19 protein-coding genes are annotated in these 21,651 nt (G+C 38.9%); 15 read left to right on the forward strand and 4 right to left on the reverse strand.

Annotation, left to right across the window (positions count from 1 at the left end; all coding sequences use genetic code 11):
- Positions 1–7: 7 nt before the first annotated feature.
- Together ftsW and NV377_RS13905 are read right to left on the reverse strand one after the other, a co-directional pair.
- On the reverse strand, positions 8–1,210 hold the full coding sequence (gene ftsW / locus NV377_RS13900; protein ID WP_258199516.1) for a putative lipid II flippase FtsW: 1,203 nt from the start codon (positions 1,208–1,210) through the stop codon (positions 8–10).
- Positions 1,211–1,225: 15 nt separating this feature from the next.
- The gene (locus NV377_RS13905) at positions 1,226–1,570 is read right to left on the reverse strand and encodes a YugN family protein (protein ID WP_258199517.1); all 345 of its coding nucleotides are present in this window, start codon (positions 1,568–1,570) and stop codon (positions 1,226–1,228) included.
- A gap of 375 nt (positions 1,571–1,945) precedes the next feature.
- Here NV377_RS13905 and NV377_RS13910 point away from each other — a divergent pair, with 375 nt between their 5' ends.
- On the forward strand, positions 1,946–3,124 hold the full coding sequence (locus NV377_RS13910) for an amidohydrolase (RefSeq protein ID WP_258199518.1): 1,179 nt from the start codon (positions 1,946–1,948) through the stop codon (positions 3,122–3,124).
- Positions 3,125–3,147: 23 nt separating this feature from the next.
- Here NV377_RS13910 and NV377_RS13915 read toward each other — a convergent pair whose 3' ends face one another.
- Positions 3,148–3,978, reverse strand: a complete 831-nt coding sequence (locus tag NV377_RS13915; protein ID WP_258199519.1) for a lamin tail domain-containing protein — start codon at positions 3,976–3,978, stop codon at positions 3,148–3,150.
- A gap of 179 nt (positions 3,979–4,157) precedes the next feature.
- Between NV377_RS13915 and NV377_RS13920 the strand changes: the two genes are divergently transcribed.
- From NV377_RS13920 to NV377_RS13950, 7 genes are all read left to right on the forward strand, one after another.
- A complete protein-coding gene (locus tag NV377_RS13920; protein ID WP_258199520.1) occupies positions 4,158–5,828 on the forward strand; it encodes a DNA repair helicase XPB in 1,671 nt (556 codons plus the stop codon).
- Positions 5,825–7,645, forward strand: coding sequence for a helicase-associated domain-containing protein (locus NV377_RS13925; protein WP_258199521.1), 1,821 nt, complete (start codon positions 5,825–5,827; stop codon positions 7,643–7,645). The genes NV377_RS13920 and NV377_RS13925 overlap by 4 nt, the downstream gene beginning before the upstream one ends.
- 71 nt (positions 7,646–7,716) lie before the next feature.
- The gene (locus NV377_RS13930; RefSeq protein ID WP_373425785.1) at positions 7,717–8,199 is read left to right on the forward strand and encodes a YlbF/YmcA family competence regulator; all 483 of its coding nucleotides are present in this window, start codon (positions 7,717–7,719) and stop codon (positions 8,197–8,199) included.
- Positions 8,200–8,303: 104 nt separating this feature from the next.
- A complete protein-coding gene (locus tag NV377_RS13935) occupies positions 8,304–8,567 on the forward strand; it encodes a YlbG family protein (RefSeq protein ID WP_258199522.1) in 264 nt (87 codons plus the stop codon).
- A 351-nt stretch (positions 8,568–8,918) separates the two neighbouring features.
- Positions 8,919–9,356 carry a hypothetical protein gene (locus NV377_RS13940; RefSeq protein ID WP_258199523.1) on the forward strand — a complete coding sequence of 146 codons (438 nt, stop codon included), beginning with the start codon at positions 8,919–8,921 and terminating at the stop codon, positions 9,354–9,356.
- A gap of 260 nt (positions 9,357–9,616) precedes the next feature.
- Positions 9,617–10,528 carry a selenium metabolism-associated LysR family transcriptional regulator gene (locus NV377_RS13945; protein ID WP_258199524.1) on the forward strand — a complete coding sequence of 304 codons (912 nt, stop codon included), beginning with the start codon at positions 9,617–9,619 and terminating at the stop codon, positions 10,526–10,528.
- Positions 10,519–11,376 carry a PHP domain-containing protein gene (locus NV377_RS13950; protein ID WP_258199525.1) on the forward strand — a complete coding sequence of 286 codons (858 nt, stop codon included), beginning with the start codon at positions 10,519–10,521 and terminating at the stop codon, positions 11,374–11,376. Before NV377_RS13945 ends, NV377_RS13950 begins: the two co-directional genes overlap by 10 nt.
- A 72-nt stretch (positions 11,377–11,448) precedes the next feature.
- On the opposite strand, the gene NV377_RS13955 is transcribed toward NV377_RS13950, so the two are convergent.
- A complete protein-coding gene (locus tag NV377_RS13955; RefSeq protein WP_258199526.1) occupies positions 11,449–13,260 on the reverse strand; it encodes an Rqc2 family fibronectin-binding protein in 1,812 nt (603 codons plus the stop codon).
- Between the two features lie 154 nt (positions 13,261–13,414).
- Between NV377_RS13955 and NV377_RS13960 the strand changes: the two genes are divergently transcribed.
- The 7 genes from NV377_RS13960 (at position 13,415) to NV377_RS13990 (ending at position 21,608) form a co-directional block, all read left to right on the forward strand.
- A complete protein-coding gene (locus tag NV377_RS13960; protein WP_258199527.1) occupies positions 13,415–16,174 on the forward strand; it encodes a calcium-translocating P-type ATPase, SERCA-type in 2,760 nt (919 codons plus the stop codon).
- Positions 16,175–16,280: 106 nt separating this feature from the next.
- The gene (gene dapF / locus NV377_RS13965; RefSeq protein WP_258199528.1) at positions 16,281–17,114 is read left to right on the forward strand and encodes a diaminopimelate epimerase; all 834 of its coding nucleotides are present in this window, start codon (positions 16,281–16,283) and stop codon (positions 17,112–17,114) included.
- 24 nt (positions 17,115–17,138) lie between these two features.
- Positions 17,139–19,001 (forward strand): bifunctional homocysteine S-methyltransferase/methylenetetrahydrofolate reductase, encoded by a 1,863-nt coding sequence (locus tag NV377_RS13970; RefSeq protein ID WP_258199529.1) that lies wholly within the window; start codon positions 17,139–17,141, stop codon positions 18,999–19,001.
- A gap of 709 nt (positions 19,002–19,710) precedes the next feature.
- Positions 19,711–19,971: an extracellular matrix/biofilm regulator RemA gene (remA, locus tag NV377_RS13975; protein WP_005548256.1), complete on the forward strand. Its 261-nt coding sequence runs from the start codon at positions 19,711–19,713 to the stop codon at positions 19,969–19,971.
- A 19-nt stretch (positions 19,972–19,990) separates the two neighbouring features.
- A complete protein-coding gene (gene gmk, locus NV377_RS13980) occupies positions 19,991–20,602 on the forward strand; it encodes a guanylate kinase (protein ID WP_258199530.1) in 612 nt (203 codons plus the stop codon).
- Between the two features lie 16 nt (positions 20,603–20,618).
- The gene (rpoZ, locus tag NV377_RS13985; RefSeq protein WP_258199531.1) at positions 20,619–20,864 is read left to right on the forward strand and encodes a DNA-directed RNA polymerase subunit omega; all 246 of its coding nucleotides are present in this window, start codon (positions 20,619–20,621) and stop codon (positions 20,862–20,864) included.
- Between the two features lie 219 nt (positions 20,865–21,083).
- Positions 21,084–21,608, forward strand: a complete 525-nt coding sequence (locus NV377_RS13990) for a YfiT family bacillithiol transferase (protein WP_258199532.1) — start codon at positions 21,084–21,086, stop codon at positions 21,606–21,608.
- The last annotated feature ends 43 nt before the right edge of the window (positions 21,609–21,651 follow it).

The raw sequence follows: 21,651 nt of genomic DNA on the forward strand, positions 1-21,651 counted from the left end.
CTGTCCTTTAATCAAAGGACGGTGCAGTCGTTTTTTTCGTTGTTGTAGAAGTAATCGTAGTTTTGTGCAGCACTTTATAATATTCTCTTGAAATACTGAGTAACACACCCATACACATTAAGGTAACAAGCAAGGAAGAACCGCCATAACTAATGAATGGTAATGTAACCCCTGTAAGCGGAATTGCACCAGTAACCCCACCGATATTAATAAATGCTTGGAAAGCAAGTAATCCTACGATCCCAACACCTGTAACCATTCCAAATGTATCTGGACAGCGAACAGCAACAAGTAACCCTCTCCAAATAAATACGAGGTAGAATAAAATAAATAGAGCAGCACCGATAAAACCGAGTTCCTCTGCAATAATTGCGAATATGAAATCGTTATAAGCATATTGCAAATAGTGGAGCTTTTGCACACTTTCACCGAATCCAGCTCCTGCAATACCACCATGCCCTAATGCTTGCAGGGATGAGACAAGCTGCCATGCATCACCTTGAGCATAAGCGAGAGGATCTTTGAAAGAAGTGAAACGAGCAATACGATATCGCCAACTAGCTGGGTCAATCAAATAGGATATTGCAACCATTGGCGTAAGAACGGCGACTCCAATAACAGAAGTGAAAAAGAGTTGCTTTAAATTTGCGCCTCCGGCCCAAATCATCATTGCCGCACAGCTAACTATAATGATACAAGCACCTAAGTCAGGTTGCATCATTATAAGTGCACATACGAAAGCAACAATGATAAGTACGGGTACTAATCCACGCTTGAAGGAACGGAATTTTTCACCCTTTTTGGCAATTAGCGCACCTAGATACAGAATCAGTGATAGCTTGGCGAATTCTGTTGGCTGTATTCCTAGACCAGCAAATCCGAACCAACTTCGTGCACCGTTAAGTTCCGTTCCAATAAATGGAACAATTGCTAGCATAATTATTACTGGTATAAATAGTAATATTTGTAGTTTTCCAAGTTTTCGGAATGGTATGTTCATTAGGAAGAACATTCCGACTATCCCTAGAGCAGCAAAGACGAGCTGGCGTTTTGTGAAATATAGTGCGTCGTTGTCGTATACGGGAGATACAACAGCAATACCTGAGCTCGCGCTAAACACCATAACTAGTCCAAAACCGACTAGAATTAAGGTCATTATAAGAAGTAGAAAATCTGGTCTACCCTTGCTTTTTTTTTGCGGAGCTTTCATATAGTTACCTCATTATTAGCTTAATGATGCTTTCAATTGGCTCAGGCCTTTATCAGCAATAGTAAGCACATTTTTCGGAATAGGAGACTCATAATCAAGACCATGTGGGAAAGTAGCTCGTCCGATATATACGTCTTCAATGTTAAGTACAGCATGTGGATTTTCTAGTTTTCCTTCAATTGCACGAGTGCTTACTCGCACGTAGTAATCTGCATCAGTTTCTTTGTCAGAAATTTTCAAATCGTATGTAGCGCGATAGTATTCCCACTGCCAGCGTACAAATCCAGCTTTCTCAGCAGCTTCATCTAAATACCCTAATTCGCTAGTTAGTCCATTAAGACCGGAGTTTTCGATAATCATATAATTTCCTCCCAAAACTTTTCATAATATTTCGATGTTACTTCTCATGAAAGAAAAGTAGCAAAGTTAGACTAGTGAAGATCATGCATAGCTTTTAGAAAAACTTTTTAGTATTAATGTAGCGTAATAAATTAAAAGGCTTCATCATATAGAACTGTTGTTATCTTTCATAATGATAGTATGTTTCCAGTTCTAGTGCAAGTATTACTCATAGACAAAAAGCAACAGATGCCGACTTCTGCTGCGTATCAAACCTATTAAAATGAGTATTACCTCTTGTTGCTTTGTTAAACGGTTACCCAAAAGCATATTTTCTGTTACACTATATGATGAGATATTTTATAGTAAAAGGTAGTAAAATCAGGAGGTAACACCATGAACATTATTGCACATTTGGAGCCACATATTGAAAACATATATGAGAAAGCAGTGCACTGGCGTCGTTATCTTCATGAAAATCCAGAGTTATCATTTCAAGAGACGAAAACTTCCGCATGGATTCAAAAGAAATTAGAAGAAATGGGTTGTCATGTGCAGAGATGTACGCAAAGCAATGGACTAATTGTATCTATTGTTGGCGCTCACAATGGCCCTACAGTAGCTTTGCGTGCTGATATGGACGGTCTACCCATCCAAGATGAAAAAACAGTCGCTTATGCTTCAAAAGTGCCTAATGTGATGCATGCATGTGGCCATGATGGTCATACAGCTACTTTATTAGCAATTGCTGAATTTTATACGCAGCATACCGATAAGCTGAAGGGTGAAAGAAGATTATTATTTCAACCTGCTGAAGAGGTTGCTCCAGGCGGCGCAGCACCGATGATCGCTGAAGGTGTATTACGAGGAGTGGATGTCGTATACGGAGTGCATCTGTGGACTCCATTGCCGTACGGTAAAGTGTCCACCCGCGCTGGTAACTTTATGAGTGCAGTTGATGATTTCTATATCGATATTCAAGGGCTTGGAGGCCATGGTGGCATGCCGCATGACACTGTAGACACGATTGTAGTAGGAACTCAATTCGTTCAATCATTGCAAACGATAGTTAGTCGTAGTGTCAATCCAATGAATCCTGCAGTTGTAACGGTAGGTTCTTTCCAAGCTGGTCATGCCAATAATATTATTGCTGAGCGTTGTGGAATTAAAGGGACGATTCGAACTTTTGATGAACCAACGAGAGCATTAATTCATGACAAGTTAGAAAATATATTAATGACAACTTGTAATATGTATGGAGCAACATATTCATATAATCTCAAAAAAGGTTATCCTTCAGTTATTAACGATGAAACAGAGGCTAATCGTGTGTTATCAGTGGCAAGAGAAGTTATTGGTGCAGATAACGTTATCGTGGCAGAGCCGATTATGATTGCAGAAGATTTCTCTTATTATTTGAAAGAAGTACCTGGATGTTTTATGTTCGTTGGCGCTGGTAATGAAGAATGCCAAGCAACATATGCTCATCATCATGCTAAGTTCGATATTGATGAACGTGCGATGAAACATGCGATAAGAATGCTAGTTCATGTCGCTGAGCAATATGCGCAATAAAAAAGCTGATTGTAGTGGGAAGTTTATTCTTCCCATTCTGCAATCAGCTCATTTTTTGTGTTATACAACTCTGCACTTTCTTTTTGGGAAAGATCCCACACGTCATCACTACCCCAATAATAAGAATAGAGATCTTTTGATTTTTGATTTTCAGTAGCGTAAATCGTAATTTTTTCACCTGGCTCTAATATAAACTCTTCAAAAATGTAAGTTTGATTACCTGTAACACTCAAAAGTTTCCAATGGCTTAAATCAATTTCAGTCAAGGTATGATTAGAGATGATTGCTTTTTGTTCTCGCTTATTTATCGCTAATGAGATGCCTGTGTAACGCGTTTCTTTGATCGTAACATCTTCATTACTCGTTTCTTCCGCGTTAATCCAAACTCCAGTATGATTACCTTTAGCTTGTTGTTCGATCTGTTTATAAACGTTTTCCATCTTAATGTTTGGTTCGACAATTAGTAATTTGGCATAACCGAGTTCTAACAACTTTTCATTCAGTATTGTTCCATCTTGCAGCTGAACAATGGCTTGTAATTGGCCATTTTCCTTTCGCATTTCTGTATCAAAACTTAACATCACTTGTTCGGAGGCAAGGAGTTGATCAGAAATATATTGATGAATATCCGTTCCGAATGCTTCATCGTTAATGTTGGTAACATCAAGAGAAAGAAAGGTTACTTGTTCAATATGATCGCCTAATAAAATTTCAAAGGAGTCATTGTTTAATATTTTGCCGACTGGAAACCAGGTATTCTCTTTTATTACATTTGAAGTCGTAGCCGGGAGTGCGGAGCATGCTGCCAAAAGCATAAAAGCTAGGCAAAGCCCAACGTAATTCAAATTTCTCATATAAAGAATATCCTCCAAAATGTAGAAAATCGTGAATAATTAAACGATTATTTTATCTATTATACCATAATTAGCAGTAAAAAATATATGTTTCCAGCAAATGACTAGGTAATAGAGCATAAAAAGTGCAACAATCTTTCATACTGTAGCTATAAAGCTAGTTACAAGGAGGGTTTTATTTGCTCACAAAAGAGGCAATAATTGTACAAAGCGATCTTTCAATCTTACTGGATAGTCGTTCTATCTATGCAGTTGAAGTTCAAAAACAAATACAGCCTTTTACAGAACTTATTAAAGTAATGGGACAATATGAAGTGTATGAAGTGACAGCTATTACTTTATGGAACGCGCTGACACTTGGGATGAAGAGTGAGCGTATTCTTGATATTCTTCGCATGTATGTAAAAGGAACAATTCCTATTATGGCACATCAGAAGCTTCAATTATGGCTAAATCGTTTTGGTAGATTACAACTACAATATATCGACCAACAGTTATTGCTGCAAGGTGACTCAGAGATTATGAGTGAGCTTGCTCATCATAATTATATTCTAGATTGGATTGTGTCGAAGACAAGAGATACAGAGTGGATATTGAAGCGGGAAAGTCGTGGATTTGTTAAGCAAGAACTAGCTCGTGCAGGATATGCAGTGACTGATCTTGTTGGATATCACGAAGGTGAAACTTTATCAATTGAATTGCTAGAGAAAACTTCGAAAGGTCAACATTTCCAATTGCGAGATTATCAACGTAAAGCGATTGCTGCTTTTCATCGTGACAAATTAGGTGGCAGCGGCGTAATTGTATTACCTTGTGGCACAGGAAAAACAATAACTGGTATTGGTATTATCGCAAGTTTACAATCTGCGACGCTCATCGTTACGTCTAGTGTAACTTCAGCCAATCAATGGCGACAAGAATTAATTGAAAAGACCAATATTGATCCTAAGCGGATTGGTATATATGGCGGTAAGCAACGAGAAGTATTAGAAATCACGATAGCTACTTACACGATACTTACCCATAGACAACCATCATCAGATCAATACTTACATATGAAATTATTTTCCGAGCGGGATTGGGGACTTATTATTTATGATGAGGTTCAATTATTACCTGCGCCTATTTTTCGTATGACGGCGACGATTCAAGCGACGAGAAGACTTGGTCTAACCGCTACATTAATTCGTGAGGATGGTTGTGCTCATGATGTTTTTTCTTTAGTTGGCCCGAAGCTTTTCGACATGCAATGGAAGAAAGCAGAAGAACAGTCTTATATCGCGAAAGTACATTGCACTGAAATTAGAGTGTCATTAGCCAAAGAGTATCGTGAAGCATACCTATATGCACAACCTCGAACACGACTGAGAATAGCGGCTGTCAATCCCGGTAAACTAACGATTGTTAAGGAACTACTACAGCAACATCGTGACAAACCAACTTTAATTATTGGTCAATATATATCACAACTAGAAGAAATCGCATCTGCGCTTAACGTTCCGATGCTTAGTGGAAGCACAAGGCAAGTCGAACGAGAAGCGCTATATGCTAAATTCCGTAGTGGAGAATGTCCTATTCTAATTGTATCTAGAATTGCTAATCTAGCTGTAGATTTACCTGATGCGTGTGTTGCTATACAAGTTTCAGGAAGCTTTGGATCAAGGCAAGAAGAAGCACAACGAATCGGACGTCTCTTACGACCTAAGCATACTCTGAATGAAGCATGGTTCTATACATTAGTAACAGAGGAGACCAAAGAAACAGAGTTTGCTTTGAAGAGAGGGATGTTTATGCTTGAACAAGGTTATCAGTATCAATGTATATCACAGCATGAGGTGTTAAGTGAATGAATATGCACACTTGGCGTGGAAAATTAGATCGTGGTGTTCAGGCGAAATATATGAATCATCAGTTACTGAAGCCATTTAGTCAGGAATGGATCTGGGAGCAAGCAATTGTTGAACCCCAAATCATTCTTTTCGTGAAAGAACAACTCAATGACTATGATGAATTGGTACTACAATGGTTGTTACAAAATAAGGGGAACACCGTTACAGAACAAGAACAACTGATCAACGCCATGAAAATTCAATTGCATATATCAGGACAACAAGCGTTATTTTCTTTACTCTCCTTAGCAGAATTTGGTGTTATACAATGTAGAAAACATCCATGGAAAGGTCATATGTGGCAAATGCCATATCCTGTTTTTCATAATTGGCGCAGTACTATAAATCAAGAATTTCAATATTGGAAGCAATCTAGAGATCTAAATATCGCATACTATACTGTTGACCAAGGAAATATGATACCACTGGGAAAAACATTAATGTATATATTACTTGCAATGAATAAGTTGGATTTAAGTTACACGAAGAAAGGAGAGCTAGCAAAGTTAACAAGAGAGAAGTTAACAGCACTTAGCGCTTCTATAGATAATGAGTTTTTACGAGATCATCTTCCACATCTTCGCAAACAAACTTATGGTGCTAATCTGATGTTTTTTTTGGAATTAGCTTATGCCTTGCAATTAGTTGAGGAAACCGATGTAGGTTTAAAATTGAACATGTCTCATATTAACGAGTGGCTCCTACTTCATGAATGGCAACGAGAGGCTTTACATATGCAATGGATGTGTGAGTTCTTTCTCGTTCAACCCTATTATGAATCTACTGCTGTAACAATTAGTGAACTTATGACTTGTAATGCTGGTTTATGGTATGAGATTCATGCTCCTTCATATGAGTTGCAACTGTTATTGTCTATGTGGCGAACTTCAGGGTGGTTGACAACTCTTTCAGAGAAAAATTCAGAATACGGTACTCGTATGTTTGTACAACGTCATATTTTTGCATTGCATAGTCAATCTCAACTTGCGATTCAAGACAACGGTGAAATAATCGTTATGCCAGGAACTTCCTACCGACAGCTATGGCTCCTTGAACAGATTGCTGAGCGGATCAGTGAGCAAGAGATTATTGTATATAAATTAACATTACAGAGCTTAGTCAAAGCTCTAACAACTGGATATCCATTAGATCAAATAAAGCAATGGCTAGGGCAAAGCTGTGATCATGATTTACCGCAAATTGTTATACATATGCTACAAGCTGCGCGAACGACTTATGAGGAGTCTAGGCAGCGAGTTAACATGTCTAGTGAATTATTCGAAGTTAATCAAGATAAGGTGACCGTACCGAGTTTAATGACGAGTAAGAATGAGAAAAAGGTTACAAATTGTTCTTTACTTCATATGGAAGTGGTGTTTAGAGATGCATTACACCTCTTGCGGCCAATTGAACAATGGGGTAAGTGGTTAGCGACAACCAATCTAGTGTTAGACGAACCGTTATTAGAACATGAGGAACGGTATGAGCTACTTACTATGCAAGAATATGGTTCAATTACGACTAGTTGGATGACAGAATGTCGTCAATACCATTACTCTACTAGCAAACAAATTGTACAATTAGCTATAAATCATCAATTATCTTTGCAAATTAAAAAAGAAGGGGAATTGTTATATTTCCATCCGAACCGAATGTTAGAAGTTGATGATAAGTGGGTAGTAGAGGGAGTATTTGATCGTCAGCAAAGCGATGAACTGCAACTCGAACAGCTCAATGATTGGCAAGGTATTAAATTACATATAGCTACAGTTTTGTGATTTCTATTGGCGTACATTGCTGATTATGATAATGTATAGTTATAGCAATATGAAAAGGTGGTATGATGCCGATGTATGATCAAGTACAAGCAGTTGCGACTGAACCAGAAATAGCAACGTTAGATATGGCGTCGTTACTTCTGAAAGCATATGAGCTTGGTGACACTATTATTGATTCCGCTCCAGTTGCTAATTATTTATATTGGCAATCTGAAGTAGCTAACAATACAGAAGTGAAAGAAATACAACGTGAGTTCAACAAAGCTAAAGAACTTTTTGAAGAATGTCAACGTTTTGGAAGATTCCATCCCAATTATCATGAAGCAAAAGATAAAGTGAAGGAAGTCGAAGCGAAGTTGCAAGCAATTGCTTGCGTACGACAATTCAAAGAGCAAGAGCAGCAGTTGGATGAACTATTGCATGAAGTAGCTACGACAATTGCAAGAGCTGTTTCGGAAACTATTAAAGTACCAAGCAATGAAAAAGGCGCTGGAGCAGGCGGTGGCTGCGGTAGTGGTGGTTCTTGTAGCTGCGGTAGCGGTGGTTGCGGCTAAATCCTTTATATTGAAAAATGAAGTATAAGCTTTCGAAGTACTTTTCATTTGCTCTAGTAGTGAATCGAGAAGGCAATGAAAAGTTTTGGGAGGAATCATAACCAATGTTACCAGAGCGTACAGGTTTTATTATATGGGTTAGCGATATGAAGGCAGCTAGAGGATTGGAACGTTTCGGTACAGTTCATTATATGTCCCGTAAGCTACATTATGTTGTGTTGTATATGAATGCTGACAAAGCGGAAGAGCAACTCAAGCAACTTCATCGACTTGCTTATGTTAAAAAGATCGAAAGATCTTATCGTAATGAGATTCCAACAGAATACAGTAAAGATGTTGAAGATAAAACTAGAGCATACAGCATTTAGTATGTGAAGGTATGACAAGGAACTGAGGCAAATGTAGTTTTTACTACCTTTTCTCAGTTCTTTTTCGTTTTTAATAGCAAAGTTAGTCAATTGATAAGTTGCCGGTTAGTCAGTTAATTAATGGGCTCTTTAAATTCATAAAACACTTATTAGGGGTAGCAGATGCTATCCTTTTTTAGTTTCATCAGAAAATTACTTTTAAGTTATAAATAGAATATATTTCCATATTTTTTTTTCGGTATATAGTAATTAATTTGATCTTCATGTGTATTTGTTGGAAAATTCACCCAAACATGTTAATATAGGAATATAGATATAGGCTTTAATACCTAGTCCAAGGAGGAGCATAATATGAGAGAGAAGCGGACAAGGCGTTGGAGTACATATGAAACTTTTTATATTGAGCTTGGTACAAAAAAAGTGGCAGACATTCATATTACAACGCATGCTGAGAAACGTTGGAAAGAACGCGTCAATCTATCACCTGTTGGAATGCAACATATCGCAGATTATATGTGGGATAGCTTGAGACGATCAGCTATCAAGATGTATTACCAAGGGGAAGAAGAAGCCTATATCATTGATGATGATCTTGTGTTTATTGCGGATTTTACTGAATCTGATCATGACAAAGATATATTAGGTAATCCCTTGCATCGTATGCATGTCATTACTTTTCTCGGTCATTTATCCGAAGTTGTACAACTTAGAGATTTAAAGTCATATTACACTTGGTTAAGACATAATCGGAAAATGAATTTATTAAAAAATAGTAGAACGATAAGATGATCAATCGCAACTGTTTTTATTCAGTAATTACATAATGACAAGTAACTAATTACGAATGTCCCTTAAAAATAATGCTACACCAATACGAGACATGTATGTTAAGAAGAGGCTACTATTCAAGGTCACTGATCTTGAATAGTAGCCTCTTTTGGCTAACTAATGATTTATATTGAGAGATCAGGACTAAAGTAACGAAACCTATGTATTATAATATTTTGGAAGTTGTTGTATAATGGCAACAGTAGAAAGGTGGGAAAGACATGGCCTTAAATTTTCATCAATTACATATTTTCCATACCGTTGCGGATCGAGGTAGTTTCTCTGCCGCAGCCCAAACTTTATATATGACTCAGCCAGCGGTAACGATGCAAATCCAATCTCTCGAAGAATATTTTGGTACAAAGTTATTTATGCGCTCTACGAAAAAAATTGAGTTAACTGAAGCGGGAAAAGTACTGTTACCCTACGCTAAGAAGAGTATTGATTTGATCAGAGATACAGATATGGTGATGTCTAGTTTTACGAAACAACTGAAAGGTCGTTTGCAATTAGGGGCAAGCTTAACGATTGGTGAGTCTATTCTCCCACGCTGGTTAGGACCTTTCGGTAAGGAATTTCCTCATATCGGTATTAGTATGAAGGTTATGAATACGACTCATCTTATTGAGGAAATCGAGAATCATCAACTTAATTTTGCAATTATCGAAGCACCAATTCAGCATCCTGATATGCATATTGAAGCAGTGATGGAAGATGAGTTGGTCCTTGTTGTACCAAGCGATCACCCACTTGCAGATTTGGAAAAATTGCAACTTGAGGATGTACTACAATATCCATTTATACTACGTGAACAAGGTTCAGGAACAAGGCAAGTTATGGAAGATAAACTCATTGCTAATGGCTTTGATCCTCTGCAATTAAAAATTGTTATGGAACTAGGAAGCACAGGGGCAATCAAATCAGCCGTAGAAGCAGGACTAGGTATATCATTCTTATCGATATCTTCTGTGAAGCATGAAGTTGCTCTTGGACTTATTAAAACATTACCTATTGAGAATGTAACGTTTAAGCGTCAATTTTATTCCGTGTATTTGAAATCATCTTTATTGCCTATTTCGGCAGTCACGTTTTTGAACTTTCTAAGAGAGAGGGACTTAAGTCAATGGCTATAATTCAAACTACTATAGATATGCATGTTCATACGACTGCTTCAGATGGATTATTTTCACCTACAGAAATTGTAGCAATGGCAGCGCAATTAGGGTTAGCTGCGGTAGCGATAACAGATCATGATACAACCGCAGGGGTTAAAGAAGCGCTAATAGCGGCTGAACAATTTCATATTAAGTTGTTACCTGGAATAGAAATTAGTACCGTCGCTGATGGACAAGAAATACATGTGTTAGGTTATTTCACGAATAATGACGATGAACTTTGGCAACAGCGCCTTATCCAATTAGGAGCCACACGTGAAAGTCGTAATGAGATGTTACTTGCGAAGTTGAATGAACTTGGAATAGTTATAACATGGCAAGAAGTGATTGAGATTGCCGGTGATGCCCATGGATCTATTGGCAGACCTCATTTTGCGCAAATTCTTATTAATAAAGGGTATGTGAACAATAAGCAAGAAGCGTTTGATCAGTATCTTGGAGAGCATGGGAAAGCCTATGTGCAACCATTACGAATTCATCCATCAGATGCCTATCAATGGATTAAGGAGGCTGGTGGAGTGGCAATTCTTGCACATCCTGGCATCTATCACAACGATGCGCTAGTCGAACAATTGTTACAAGCTGGAGTAGACGGAGTGGAAGTTAATCACTCCGATCATACACCAGACCAAATAGAATACTACCAATCGTTAGCTAAACGATACAACTTGCTAATGACAGCAGGATCAGATTTCCATGGTATTGATGAACAGGGTACTCAAATTCATGGTCAATTAGGCAGTGTAAGTACGTCTATGGAAGTGTACGACCAGATCTATTTACTTCATAGGTCGCGAATGCAATAATCTTTCATAATGAAACAGGCATGTATGTCTCCACGGAAGTGAGGACGTACATGCCTGTTTTTGGTTAGTTCCTTATTTTATAACTTGAGGTAAAGCTTTTAATCTCGCTTCATCAGGAGTAATAAATACAGTTTTCTGATGATCGTAGATGACGAAACCAGGTTTTGAACCACTTGGTTTTTTCACATGACGAATTAGTGTGTAGTCTACTGGTACGAGACTAGAGGATTTCGCTTGCGAATAATGAGCAGACAGCATAGCAGCTTCTTCTAACGTTGGATCTCCAAACTCAGTACTACGAATAACGACATGAGAACCAGGAATATCTTTCGTATGTAGCCAAGTATCGTTCGAACTAGCTAGTTTGTTTGTCACGTACTCATTTTGTAAATTGTTCTTACCTACAAAAATTTCAATACCTTCTGATGAAGTGTAGCAAAGTAGTTTTGGCTTCGCATTTTTCTTCTTTTTAGGTCCTCTACGGACACGTTCACGTAGATATCCACCACTTACAAGCTCTTCGCGAATTTCTTCAATGTCGCCAATTGCTGCGATTTCAAGTTGTTGCAAAATATTGTTGAAATACTCAATTTCTCGCCCCGTTATTTCCATTTGTTCTAATACAACAATTTGACTGTTTTTTTGTTTACTATAGCGCTTGAAATAACGCTGAGCATTTTCAGAAGGTGTTTGTTGAGGATCTAACTCAATCTTAACGGTTGCTTGATCTTCATCGTAATAATTGACTACTTCGACGAAAGTATCTCCACGGTTCATCTGATGCATATAAGTTGTTAACAACTCTCCAATAATACGGAAACGGTCTGAATCCTTGGCTTCCGTTAATGTTGCTTCAAGTTTAGTTAACTTCGTTATATTCTTCGCTTTCTCGTTCTGAACAAAACGAATGAGATCACTAGCACGCTGCTTAACCGTATCGCGCTCTGCTTTGTCGCCATAGAAAGCTTCTAGACATTCACTAATTGTGCTGTACGTAGAATGCTCACCTGCAATATGAGTAAGTGCTGTGATAGAGAAGGCGGGTTTACTGGTCTGCTCATTTCTAATAATGATCGGGTGATACTGCTTCTCTTGAACTTGTTGCTGTAATTGGTTGAAGCTTTGCCATAATGCTTGCCAATCTTCAATTTCCAATGAACCTCCAAGCAACATTGGACGTTGTTCAGCGGGTAACCACTCTTCATACTCACCTGTTAATCCGCGATAAATTAGTTCTTTGGCTAATAATGGACTTAATCCACTAAAGCTATTAACTAACTGCTTACTTGTTAAGCAATTGTCAGTTGTTAATTCCTCATTGTGAGACAAAAGAATTTCTTCGAACTGAGCATAGCTATTCACCGTAAGTGGATCAATTTTATGCTGCTCAGGTGGCGAAGTATAGCTACTGCCTGGCATTACGATACGATAACTACTTAGTGCTGGTGTAACGTGATGAATTCCATCATGAATATTTCCTGTATTTGGATCAACAAGAATGATATTACTGTGACGACCCATAATTTCAATAATGATCCGTTTGAAGGAAGTGTCACCAACTTCATCTCGATGACGAATATCTAGATGAATGATTCGCTCACGAGTAACTTGCGAGACGGCTTCAATTACACCACCTTCACAATATTTACGCATAAGCATACAGAACATAGGTGCTTCTAGCGGATTGCTATATTGGGCTGTTGTCCAATGTACACGCGGGTAAGTAGGGTTGGCAGAAAGCAACAACTTACCTTGTACACCATTGCCACGTACGCTAAATACAAGCTCATGGCTCGTAGGTTGATGTATTTTAAGGATTCTTGCGCCTACACAAGCTTGAAGCTCGTCCACAATTGATTTTGTTACTAATCCATCCAAAGCCATAGCTGTAAACCTCACTTTACTATTTCATATCTCTATCATGCCATAACTTTTGTGAAAACTTAAGTGCTTTAGGGATATTTTATAAGTTGTCCGAATACATTTACGTTAGAAAGGTTGTCTAGCAAAATGGACAAATACAGGAGGGAAGCAGAGAATGAGTCAAATTCTATGGCATCAATTAAATCGTGAAGAGCTTACTGAAGCACTAGAAAGCTCGGAAGTACGCGGCTTAAGTCAGGATACTGTCACTGAGCGATTGTCACAAAATGGGTTGAACGAGCTAGCAGAGGGCGTAAAAGTATCGCCAATTCATCTGTTTTTGAACCAATTTAAAGATTTTATGGTGTTAGTACTGATGGGGGCTACGCTAATATCTGGCCTTCTTGGCGAATATTTAGACGCGATAACGATTGTTACTATTATTGTTATTAATGCAGTGCTTGGCTTTGTTCAAGAGTATCGAGCTGAGCGTTCTTTATTAGCATTAAAAGAAATGTCTGCACCAATGGCTAAAGTATTGCGTGATGGGAAGCAAATATCGATCGCGGCGAAAGAGGTAGTTGTTGGCGATATTGTGCTAATTGAAAGTGGAGATCGCGTACCAGCAGATATTCGTTTTCTTGAGGCGAACAATTGTTATGTAGAAGAATCAGCGCTTACTGGTGAGTCCATCCCAGTGTCAAAGCATGAGAGTTCGCTACGTGAAGCGGATCTTCCACTAGGGGATCAACGAAATGTTGGCTTTATGGGCACTTTAGTTACACGTGGTACAGCAATAGGGATCGTAATTCGCACAGGTATGGCAACTGAAATGGGTAAAATAGCGAACTTGATACAATCAACAGAAGAAATGCAAACTCCACTGCAGCATCGACTGGAACAACTAGGGAAAATATTAATCGCCGTAGCCATTGCACTTACTTTAATGGTTGTCGTAGCAGGAATTATGCATGGACAGCCAGCTTACGGAATGTTCCTGGCAGGGGTTAGCTTAGCCGTTGCTGCTATTCCTGAGGGGTTACCTGCAATCGTTACTGTCGCATTGGCATTAGGTGTACAGCGTATGATCAAACGTAAAGCAATCGTACGTAAACTACCTTCGGTAGAAACATTAGGCTGTGCATCTGTTATTTGTTCTGATAAGACAGGCACACTTACTCAGAACAAAATGACTGTCACGAATGTATGGCTAAGCGATCGTGCTTTGTCTGTAACAGGTCATGGATATGTACCTAATGGTGCGCTATTCGAGAATGGTCGTGAAGTAGATACTCGTCATGACAATTCAATTAAACGATTGCTACAAATTAGTGCGCTATGTAATAATGCGAGGCTCGTTCAAAATGAAAATATAGAGCGAAAAGGGAAAAATCAAGTAGAACAAGAGGAATGGTTACTTAACGGAGATCCAACCGAAGGTGCTCTGTCCGTACTTGCTACAAAACTGGGATCTCCAGCGAAAATGTTGGAAGCATTATATACAAGGGTCAAAGAATTTCCGTTTGATTCCGAACGTAAGCTAATGTCGGTTGTGCTATCACATCAAGGTGGTAGAATTGTCGCAGCAAAAGGTGCACCCGATGTTTTATTAGAACAATGTTCACATATTTTGTGGCAAGGGAAAGTCATTAGTTTAACCCCTGCGTTACGTCAAAAATGTGCTTCTGCCTATGAACAGATGGGTAAATCAGCACTTCGCGTACTTGCGATGGCGTATCGTGAACTATCTAGTTACGATCGATGCGAACAAGTAGAAGATGCAGAACGTAGTCTTATCTTCGTTGGTTTAACAGGTATGATTGATCCGCCACGAGCCGAAGTGAAAGATGCGATTTCTACATGCCGAGCGGCTGGCATCAAGACAGTAATGATTACAGGCGATCATCAGCTTACTGCAGAAGCAATAGCTGGTTCATTAGGGATAATTCCGCGAGGCGGCGAATCGATCTCTGGACGTCAACTTGAAGCGTTAAGTGATGACGAACTCGACAAACGTGTAGAAAATATTTATGTTTATGCCCGTGTCTCTCCTGAGCACAAGTTGCGAATCGTTCGTGCATTGCAACGAAAAGGTCATGTCGTCGCGATGACTGGTGATGGGGTTAATGATGCACCTGCAATTAAAGCTGCAGATATTGGCATTGCAATGGGGATTAACGGTACAGATGTTACGAAGGAAGCATCATCTCTTATTTTAAGTGATGATAATTTCTCTACTATCGTTGCCGCCATTGAAGAAGGTAGGGGCATCTATGAAAATATCCGGAAATTCATTCGTTATCTACTAGCATCCAATGTGGGTGAAATACTTGTGATGTTCTTGGCGATGATGGCAGGACTTCCATTACCGCTTGTACCAATTCAGATTCTATGGGTTAATCTTGTGACGGATGGGTTACCAGCGATGGCGTTAGGAGTAGATCAGGCAGAAAATGATCTCATGAAACATCGTCCACGTAAGGCAAAAGAAAATATATTCTCACGTCGCTTAGGTTGGAAAATTATTAGTCGAGGAATATTGATCGGAGTATGTACACTTGCTGCTTTTTGGGTAACGTTGCAAGAGGGTGATCTTGTTAAAGCTCAAACTGTTGCTTTTGCTACACTCGTTATTGCTCAACTTATCCACGTATTTGATTGCAGAAGTTCACGCTCGATTTTCCATCGTAATCTACTGCAAAATAAATATCTGTTGTTAGCTGTATTATCTTCCCTTATCTTAATGCTTGGCGTTATGTATATTACACCATTACAGCCTATCTTCAATACAGTTCCGATCGGTTTACGTGAGTGGAGTCTTGTCGTTGTAGCTGCTGCTATTCCTTCTGTTTTCTTCGGAGTGGGAAGTGTAATGAGTGGAAACAAATCTAAGAAAAAAAGTAACAAATGGAATTCAGCTGCCAAGGCTGCTTAATTGAATAATTGTGCAAATATTAGTACAGATCATCAATTCTCATCTCTCTCGTCATTCGATATGCTTAATGACACATAGAACAACGCGATGGCGAGGAGAGAGAAATATGGAATTCACTAAAATGCATGGACTAGGAAATGATTTTGTAATCGTATATGGGGAGCAACAATTGCCTGAGAATGCTTCTGAATTAGCGCTACAAATATGTAACCGTTACTTCGGGATTGGAGCAGACGGTCTTGTATATATATTACCTTCTGACAAAGCAGATTTTCGTATGCGAATTATGAATTCCGATGGTACAGAAGCAGAACAATGCGGTAATGCGATTCGTTGCGTATCCAAATACGTATATGATAACAATTTGACTGATTCCGAAGAAATAACAATTGAGACTTTAGGTGCGGGTGTACAAAAAGTACAATTAATGGTTAATGATGGTATGGTTGAAAAAGTTCGTGTAGATATGGGAGCTCCGATCTTACACGGTCTAACGATACCAACTACAATTGATAGTGATCACATCATTGAGCAGCCAATCGAAGTGAATGGACAACAGTTTACATTTACCGCTGTATCTATGGGTAATCCACATTGTGTAATCCCGGTTGAGGATGCTGCTACACTAGATTATTCGGTTATTGGCCCAATTCTAGAAACTCATGAACTATTTCCTAAAAAAATTAATGTTGAATTTATAACGGTTTATAATCGTTCACATATTGAAATGCGCGTGTGGGAACGTGGTGCTGGACCTACATTAGCATGCGGTACTGGGGCATGTGCTACTCTTGTAGCATCTGCTTTACGTGGTGTCACTGATCGTGAAGCTACCATTTCTTTGAAAGGTGGAGACCTTTACATTGAATGGAATTCAAGCGATAATCATGTATATATGACAGGACCTGCCGAAGATGTATTCCGAGGTACGTTCGAGTAGAGTGATATAGGTGGCGTTGCAGAAATGGATTTGAATTTCAGAGATGCGCTAAAACAGCGTATTTTAGTCGGCGATGGAGCTATGGGAACCTTTTTGTATAAAATGGGGTTCCCTATTGGCGTTCCATATGAACAATATAATGTGCTAAAGCCAGAAGTTGTTCTTTCTGTACACCAGCAATATGTTGATGCAGGTGCACAAGTGATTCAGACGAATACATATCAAGCCAATCGTGTCAAATTTGCACGTTATGGTATTGAGGATCAAGTAGATGAGATTAATCGTGCAGCTGTTCGACTCGCTAGACAAGCTGCAGGGGATAAAGCTTTCGTAGTAGGAACTGTTGGTTCAATCCGTGATGGTAAACGAGGAAATGTTAGAACGTTAACGTTAACTAACGCACTTCATGAACAAATTCATGCACTTTTATCTGAAAACGTGGATGGACTACTATTTGAAACTTTTTATGATCTAGAAGAGATCAAGCTTGCAGTACGTATCGCAAGAGAAGAAAGTAATATTCCGATCATTTGCCAATTTGCGGCTGAGGATTCTGGAAGAACGGTTGATGGTTATACGCTGGAAGAAGCTTTTGTTCAGTTGAAACAAGAGGGTGCAGATGTTATTGGTTTCAATTGTAGAACAGGACCAAATGGCATACTTAAATTATTAGATAGTATTGATAATAAGACGGATCTACCTTATTCCGTTTATCCAAATGCAGGTGCAGCAAGTTTTGTTGATGGGAAATACGAATATACAGCTGGACCAGACTATTTTGCGTCTATGGCAACGAAGTTTGCAGATCGCGGAGCACATATTATTGGTGGATGTTGCGGTACTACACCTAATCATGTGAAAGCAATGGCAGATGCTCTTGAAGATTATGTACCTGTTCCCGTTGAAGCGCTGAATGTATTAGTGAAAAAATCTAATAATGCAGCTACTTCTAATTCTCCTTCAAAATTCACATGGGGAACTGCTCGTCGTAATGAACAGACGATTCTCGATAAAGTGAAAGAGCGTCATACGGTTATCGTTGAGCTTGATCCACCTCGTGATCTTGATATCTCGAAGTTTATGGAAGGAGCCGCGGCTCTGAAAGAAATCGAAGTAGATGCCATTACGATGGCAGATAATTCGCTTGCTGTCACTAGAATGAGTAATCTTGCACTAGCCGCACTCGTTCAAGAACAGATAGGTATCACTCCACTAATTCATATTGCATGTCGTGATCGTAATCTTATCGGTACACAATCACATCTAATGGGATTAGATGCTCTTGGAATTGATCATGTACTAGCGGTTACAGGAGATCCTGCCCGTTTTGGTGATCTGCCAGATTCTAGTTCAGTCTATGATATGACTTCATTTGAATTAATTCGTATGACAAAGCAGCTTAATGATGGTGTAGCTTTTTCAGGTAAACCGCTTAAGCAAAGGGCTAATTTTGTAGTAGGTGCTGCTTTCAATCCTAATGTGAAACATTTAGATAAGGCAGTACAGCGATTGGAGAAGAAAATAGCAGCAGGTGCGGACTATATTATGACACAGCCTGTTTATGATGTTGGATTAATTGAACGTATTGCTGAATCAACAAAGCACTTATCCGTTCCAATATTCATTGGTATTATGCCTTTAGCAAATGGTCGAAATGCTGAATACCTTCATAACGAAGTACCAGGTATTCAACTTTCAGATGCAGTGCGAGCTCGTATGGCAGGTCTTGAAGGAGAGATTGGTCGTGCAGAAGGTGTGAAAATTGCGCAAGAGTTACTAGATTGTGCAATTAAGCATTTCAAAGGCATTTACTTGATGACACCGTTTTTACATTATAATATGGCGGTGCAACTAACAGAATACGTACACACCCAAACTCAAGCCTAATTTCGCTTGTGATTACGATGATTAGGCTGACGTAGCGGATTCGACGGCGAAGCTGCCATTCATCGCTTGCTCCAGTGCTCACGTACACAATACGTACGCTCTGCGCTTCGCTTCACTAACTTCATGTCATCTTCTTGGCACTGACAAGCGAAATACTCGAGGAAGCTTAACTTTCTTCTAGATATTCATTCATAGGAAACACTTGTGTTTCCTATGAATGTTTCTTACAGAAACATTTTAAGTGCTTACGTACACAATACGTACGCTCTGCGCTTCACTTCACTAGCTTCATGTCATCTTCTTGGTACTGACAAGCGAAATACTCGAGGAAGCTTAACTTTCTTCTAGATATTCATTCATAGGAAACACTTGTCTTTCCTATGAATGTTTCTTACAGAAATATTTTAAATACTCATATACCTATCGTTTTCGATGCATGTTTCTTGAAGAAACACATATGTTTTACAATATTTATCCGATCTTTGGGCGTTTTAGTCATTATTCTATCAATTATCGACGAAAAGCTTGTTCATAATAGAAAAATCAATTAAAATGAAGCTTATGTTATGATAGCTCTGTATAGTATGCTACTTTATTTTTTCGTCAACACTAGAATAATGAATCTTAATCTATACATCTATCAATTATGAACTGTGTGTTGCAATTGTATCTGAACTTGTTGAAAGATGCATGCGGAGGAGGATCTGGCTTGGCAATAAAGCTTATTAATATTGGATTCGGGAATATCGTTTCAGCGAATCGTATTATTTCGATCGTGAGTCCTGAATCGGCTCCGATTAAACGCATTATTCAAGAGGCGCGTGATCGACATATGTTGATTGATGCGACATATGGTCGTCGTACGCGTGCCGTAATTATTACGGACAGCGATCACGTTATATTATCTGCTGTGCAGCCAGAAACTGTTGCGCATCGTTTGTCCACGAAGGACGACGATAACGACGAATAGTACGAGGAGTTTGGAAGAAATGGGATTGTTAATTGTTTTGTCAGGTCCAGCAGGAGTAGGCAAAGGAACTGTATGTACGGCGTTACGTTCACGTATGCCTGAGCTAGTATACTCAGTATCAGCTACGACTAGACATCCGCGACCAGGCGAAATTGATGGCGTGAATTATTTTTTCAAATCTAGAGAACAATTTTTGCAGATGATCGATCATGATGCTATGCTTGAGCATGCAGAGTACGTAGGTAATTTCTACGGAACGCCGCGCGACTTTGTTGATGAGACATTAGCTAATGGTAAAAACGTCATCTTAGAAATTGAAGTTCAAGGTGCGATGAAGGTGAAGGATAAGTTTCCTGAAGCTGTCATGGTATTTTTGCTTCCACCATCACTTGCTGAGTTGAAAGCACGAATTACTGGACGCGGAACGGAAACCCTTGATACGATTAATACTAGAATGAATGTTGCAGTGGAAGAATTAAGTCTTCTTAGTCAGTATGATTACGCAGTAATGAATGATGAGATTGACAATGCTTGCGATAAAATTCGCAGCATCATTCTTGCGGAAAACTGCAGACGAGAACGTCTTCCTGCCCATATTTTAGCTATGGGTGCTGCAACAGAGAAAGCATGAGTGAGGAGAATGTCCAATGTTATATCCATCTATTGACGAACTAGTCAAAAAAGTTGACAGCAAATACACTTTAGTAGTTGCTGCTTCTAAACGTGCAAGAATGCTACGAAATGGTGAGAAGTCTGAATTAACGACTGCTCGCTCTCACAAAGCAGTTGGCTTTGCACTTGAGGAAATTTATGCTGATATGATCAAAGTTGAGCATATTCCTGGTAAAGAGAAGGATGAACAAAAAGACGAACGAAAAGACGAGCGCAGATAATAAAAGCTTAGTCTATTGCTCTTCGTTAGGAGATGTACGCATTGTAATGCGTACATCTTTTTTAATTTTGTTTGCACAAAAAGAAGGTTAAAATACTTTTAATGTTGAATTACTAAGCTTATATGGAAATATGATAAGATAGATAGTGTAACAAGAAAAAAGCTTATTATTTCTATGCGGAAAGCGATGACATCAACCTATTTTCTAGGAGGGATTGAGATGGAAAAAGTTACTTATCCAATCGGAAGATTTGTGTTTGAAGGCATGACAGCTGTGCAAAAACAAGAATGGATTGAGCAAATCGAGAAGTATCCAACATTACTAAAAGCGACAGTTGAAGGTTTTTCTCAGGAACAACTAGATACCCCATATCGCACTGGTGGTTGGACCGTAAGACAGGTTGTGCATCATGTTGCAGATTTCTCTACAAATGTACTAACTCGTTTCAAACTTGCTTTGACGGAAAATAATCCTACGATTAAACCATTCTTGGAAGAAAAATGGGCGCTTCTTAGTGATACACGTTCGATGCCAATCGAGCCAAGCCTAAGCATAATTGATGGTACGTATGCACGTTTATTCGTTTTATTAAAATCAATGAGCTCGGCTGAATTTGAAAGACAGTTTTATCATCCTGAAAAGGGTGCACAAATTTCATTGAAAGCATTTTTGTGCTTTACGAAATGGCATTCGTTTCACCATTTAGCTCATATTCAAGCATTGAAAGAACGCAATAATTGGTAACCGCAAACGAGTCCTATACTTTTTGAACTAACTTATTACACAT

This window comes from Paenibacillus endoradicis (assembly GCF_024721975.1).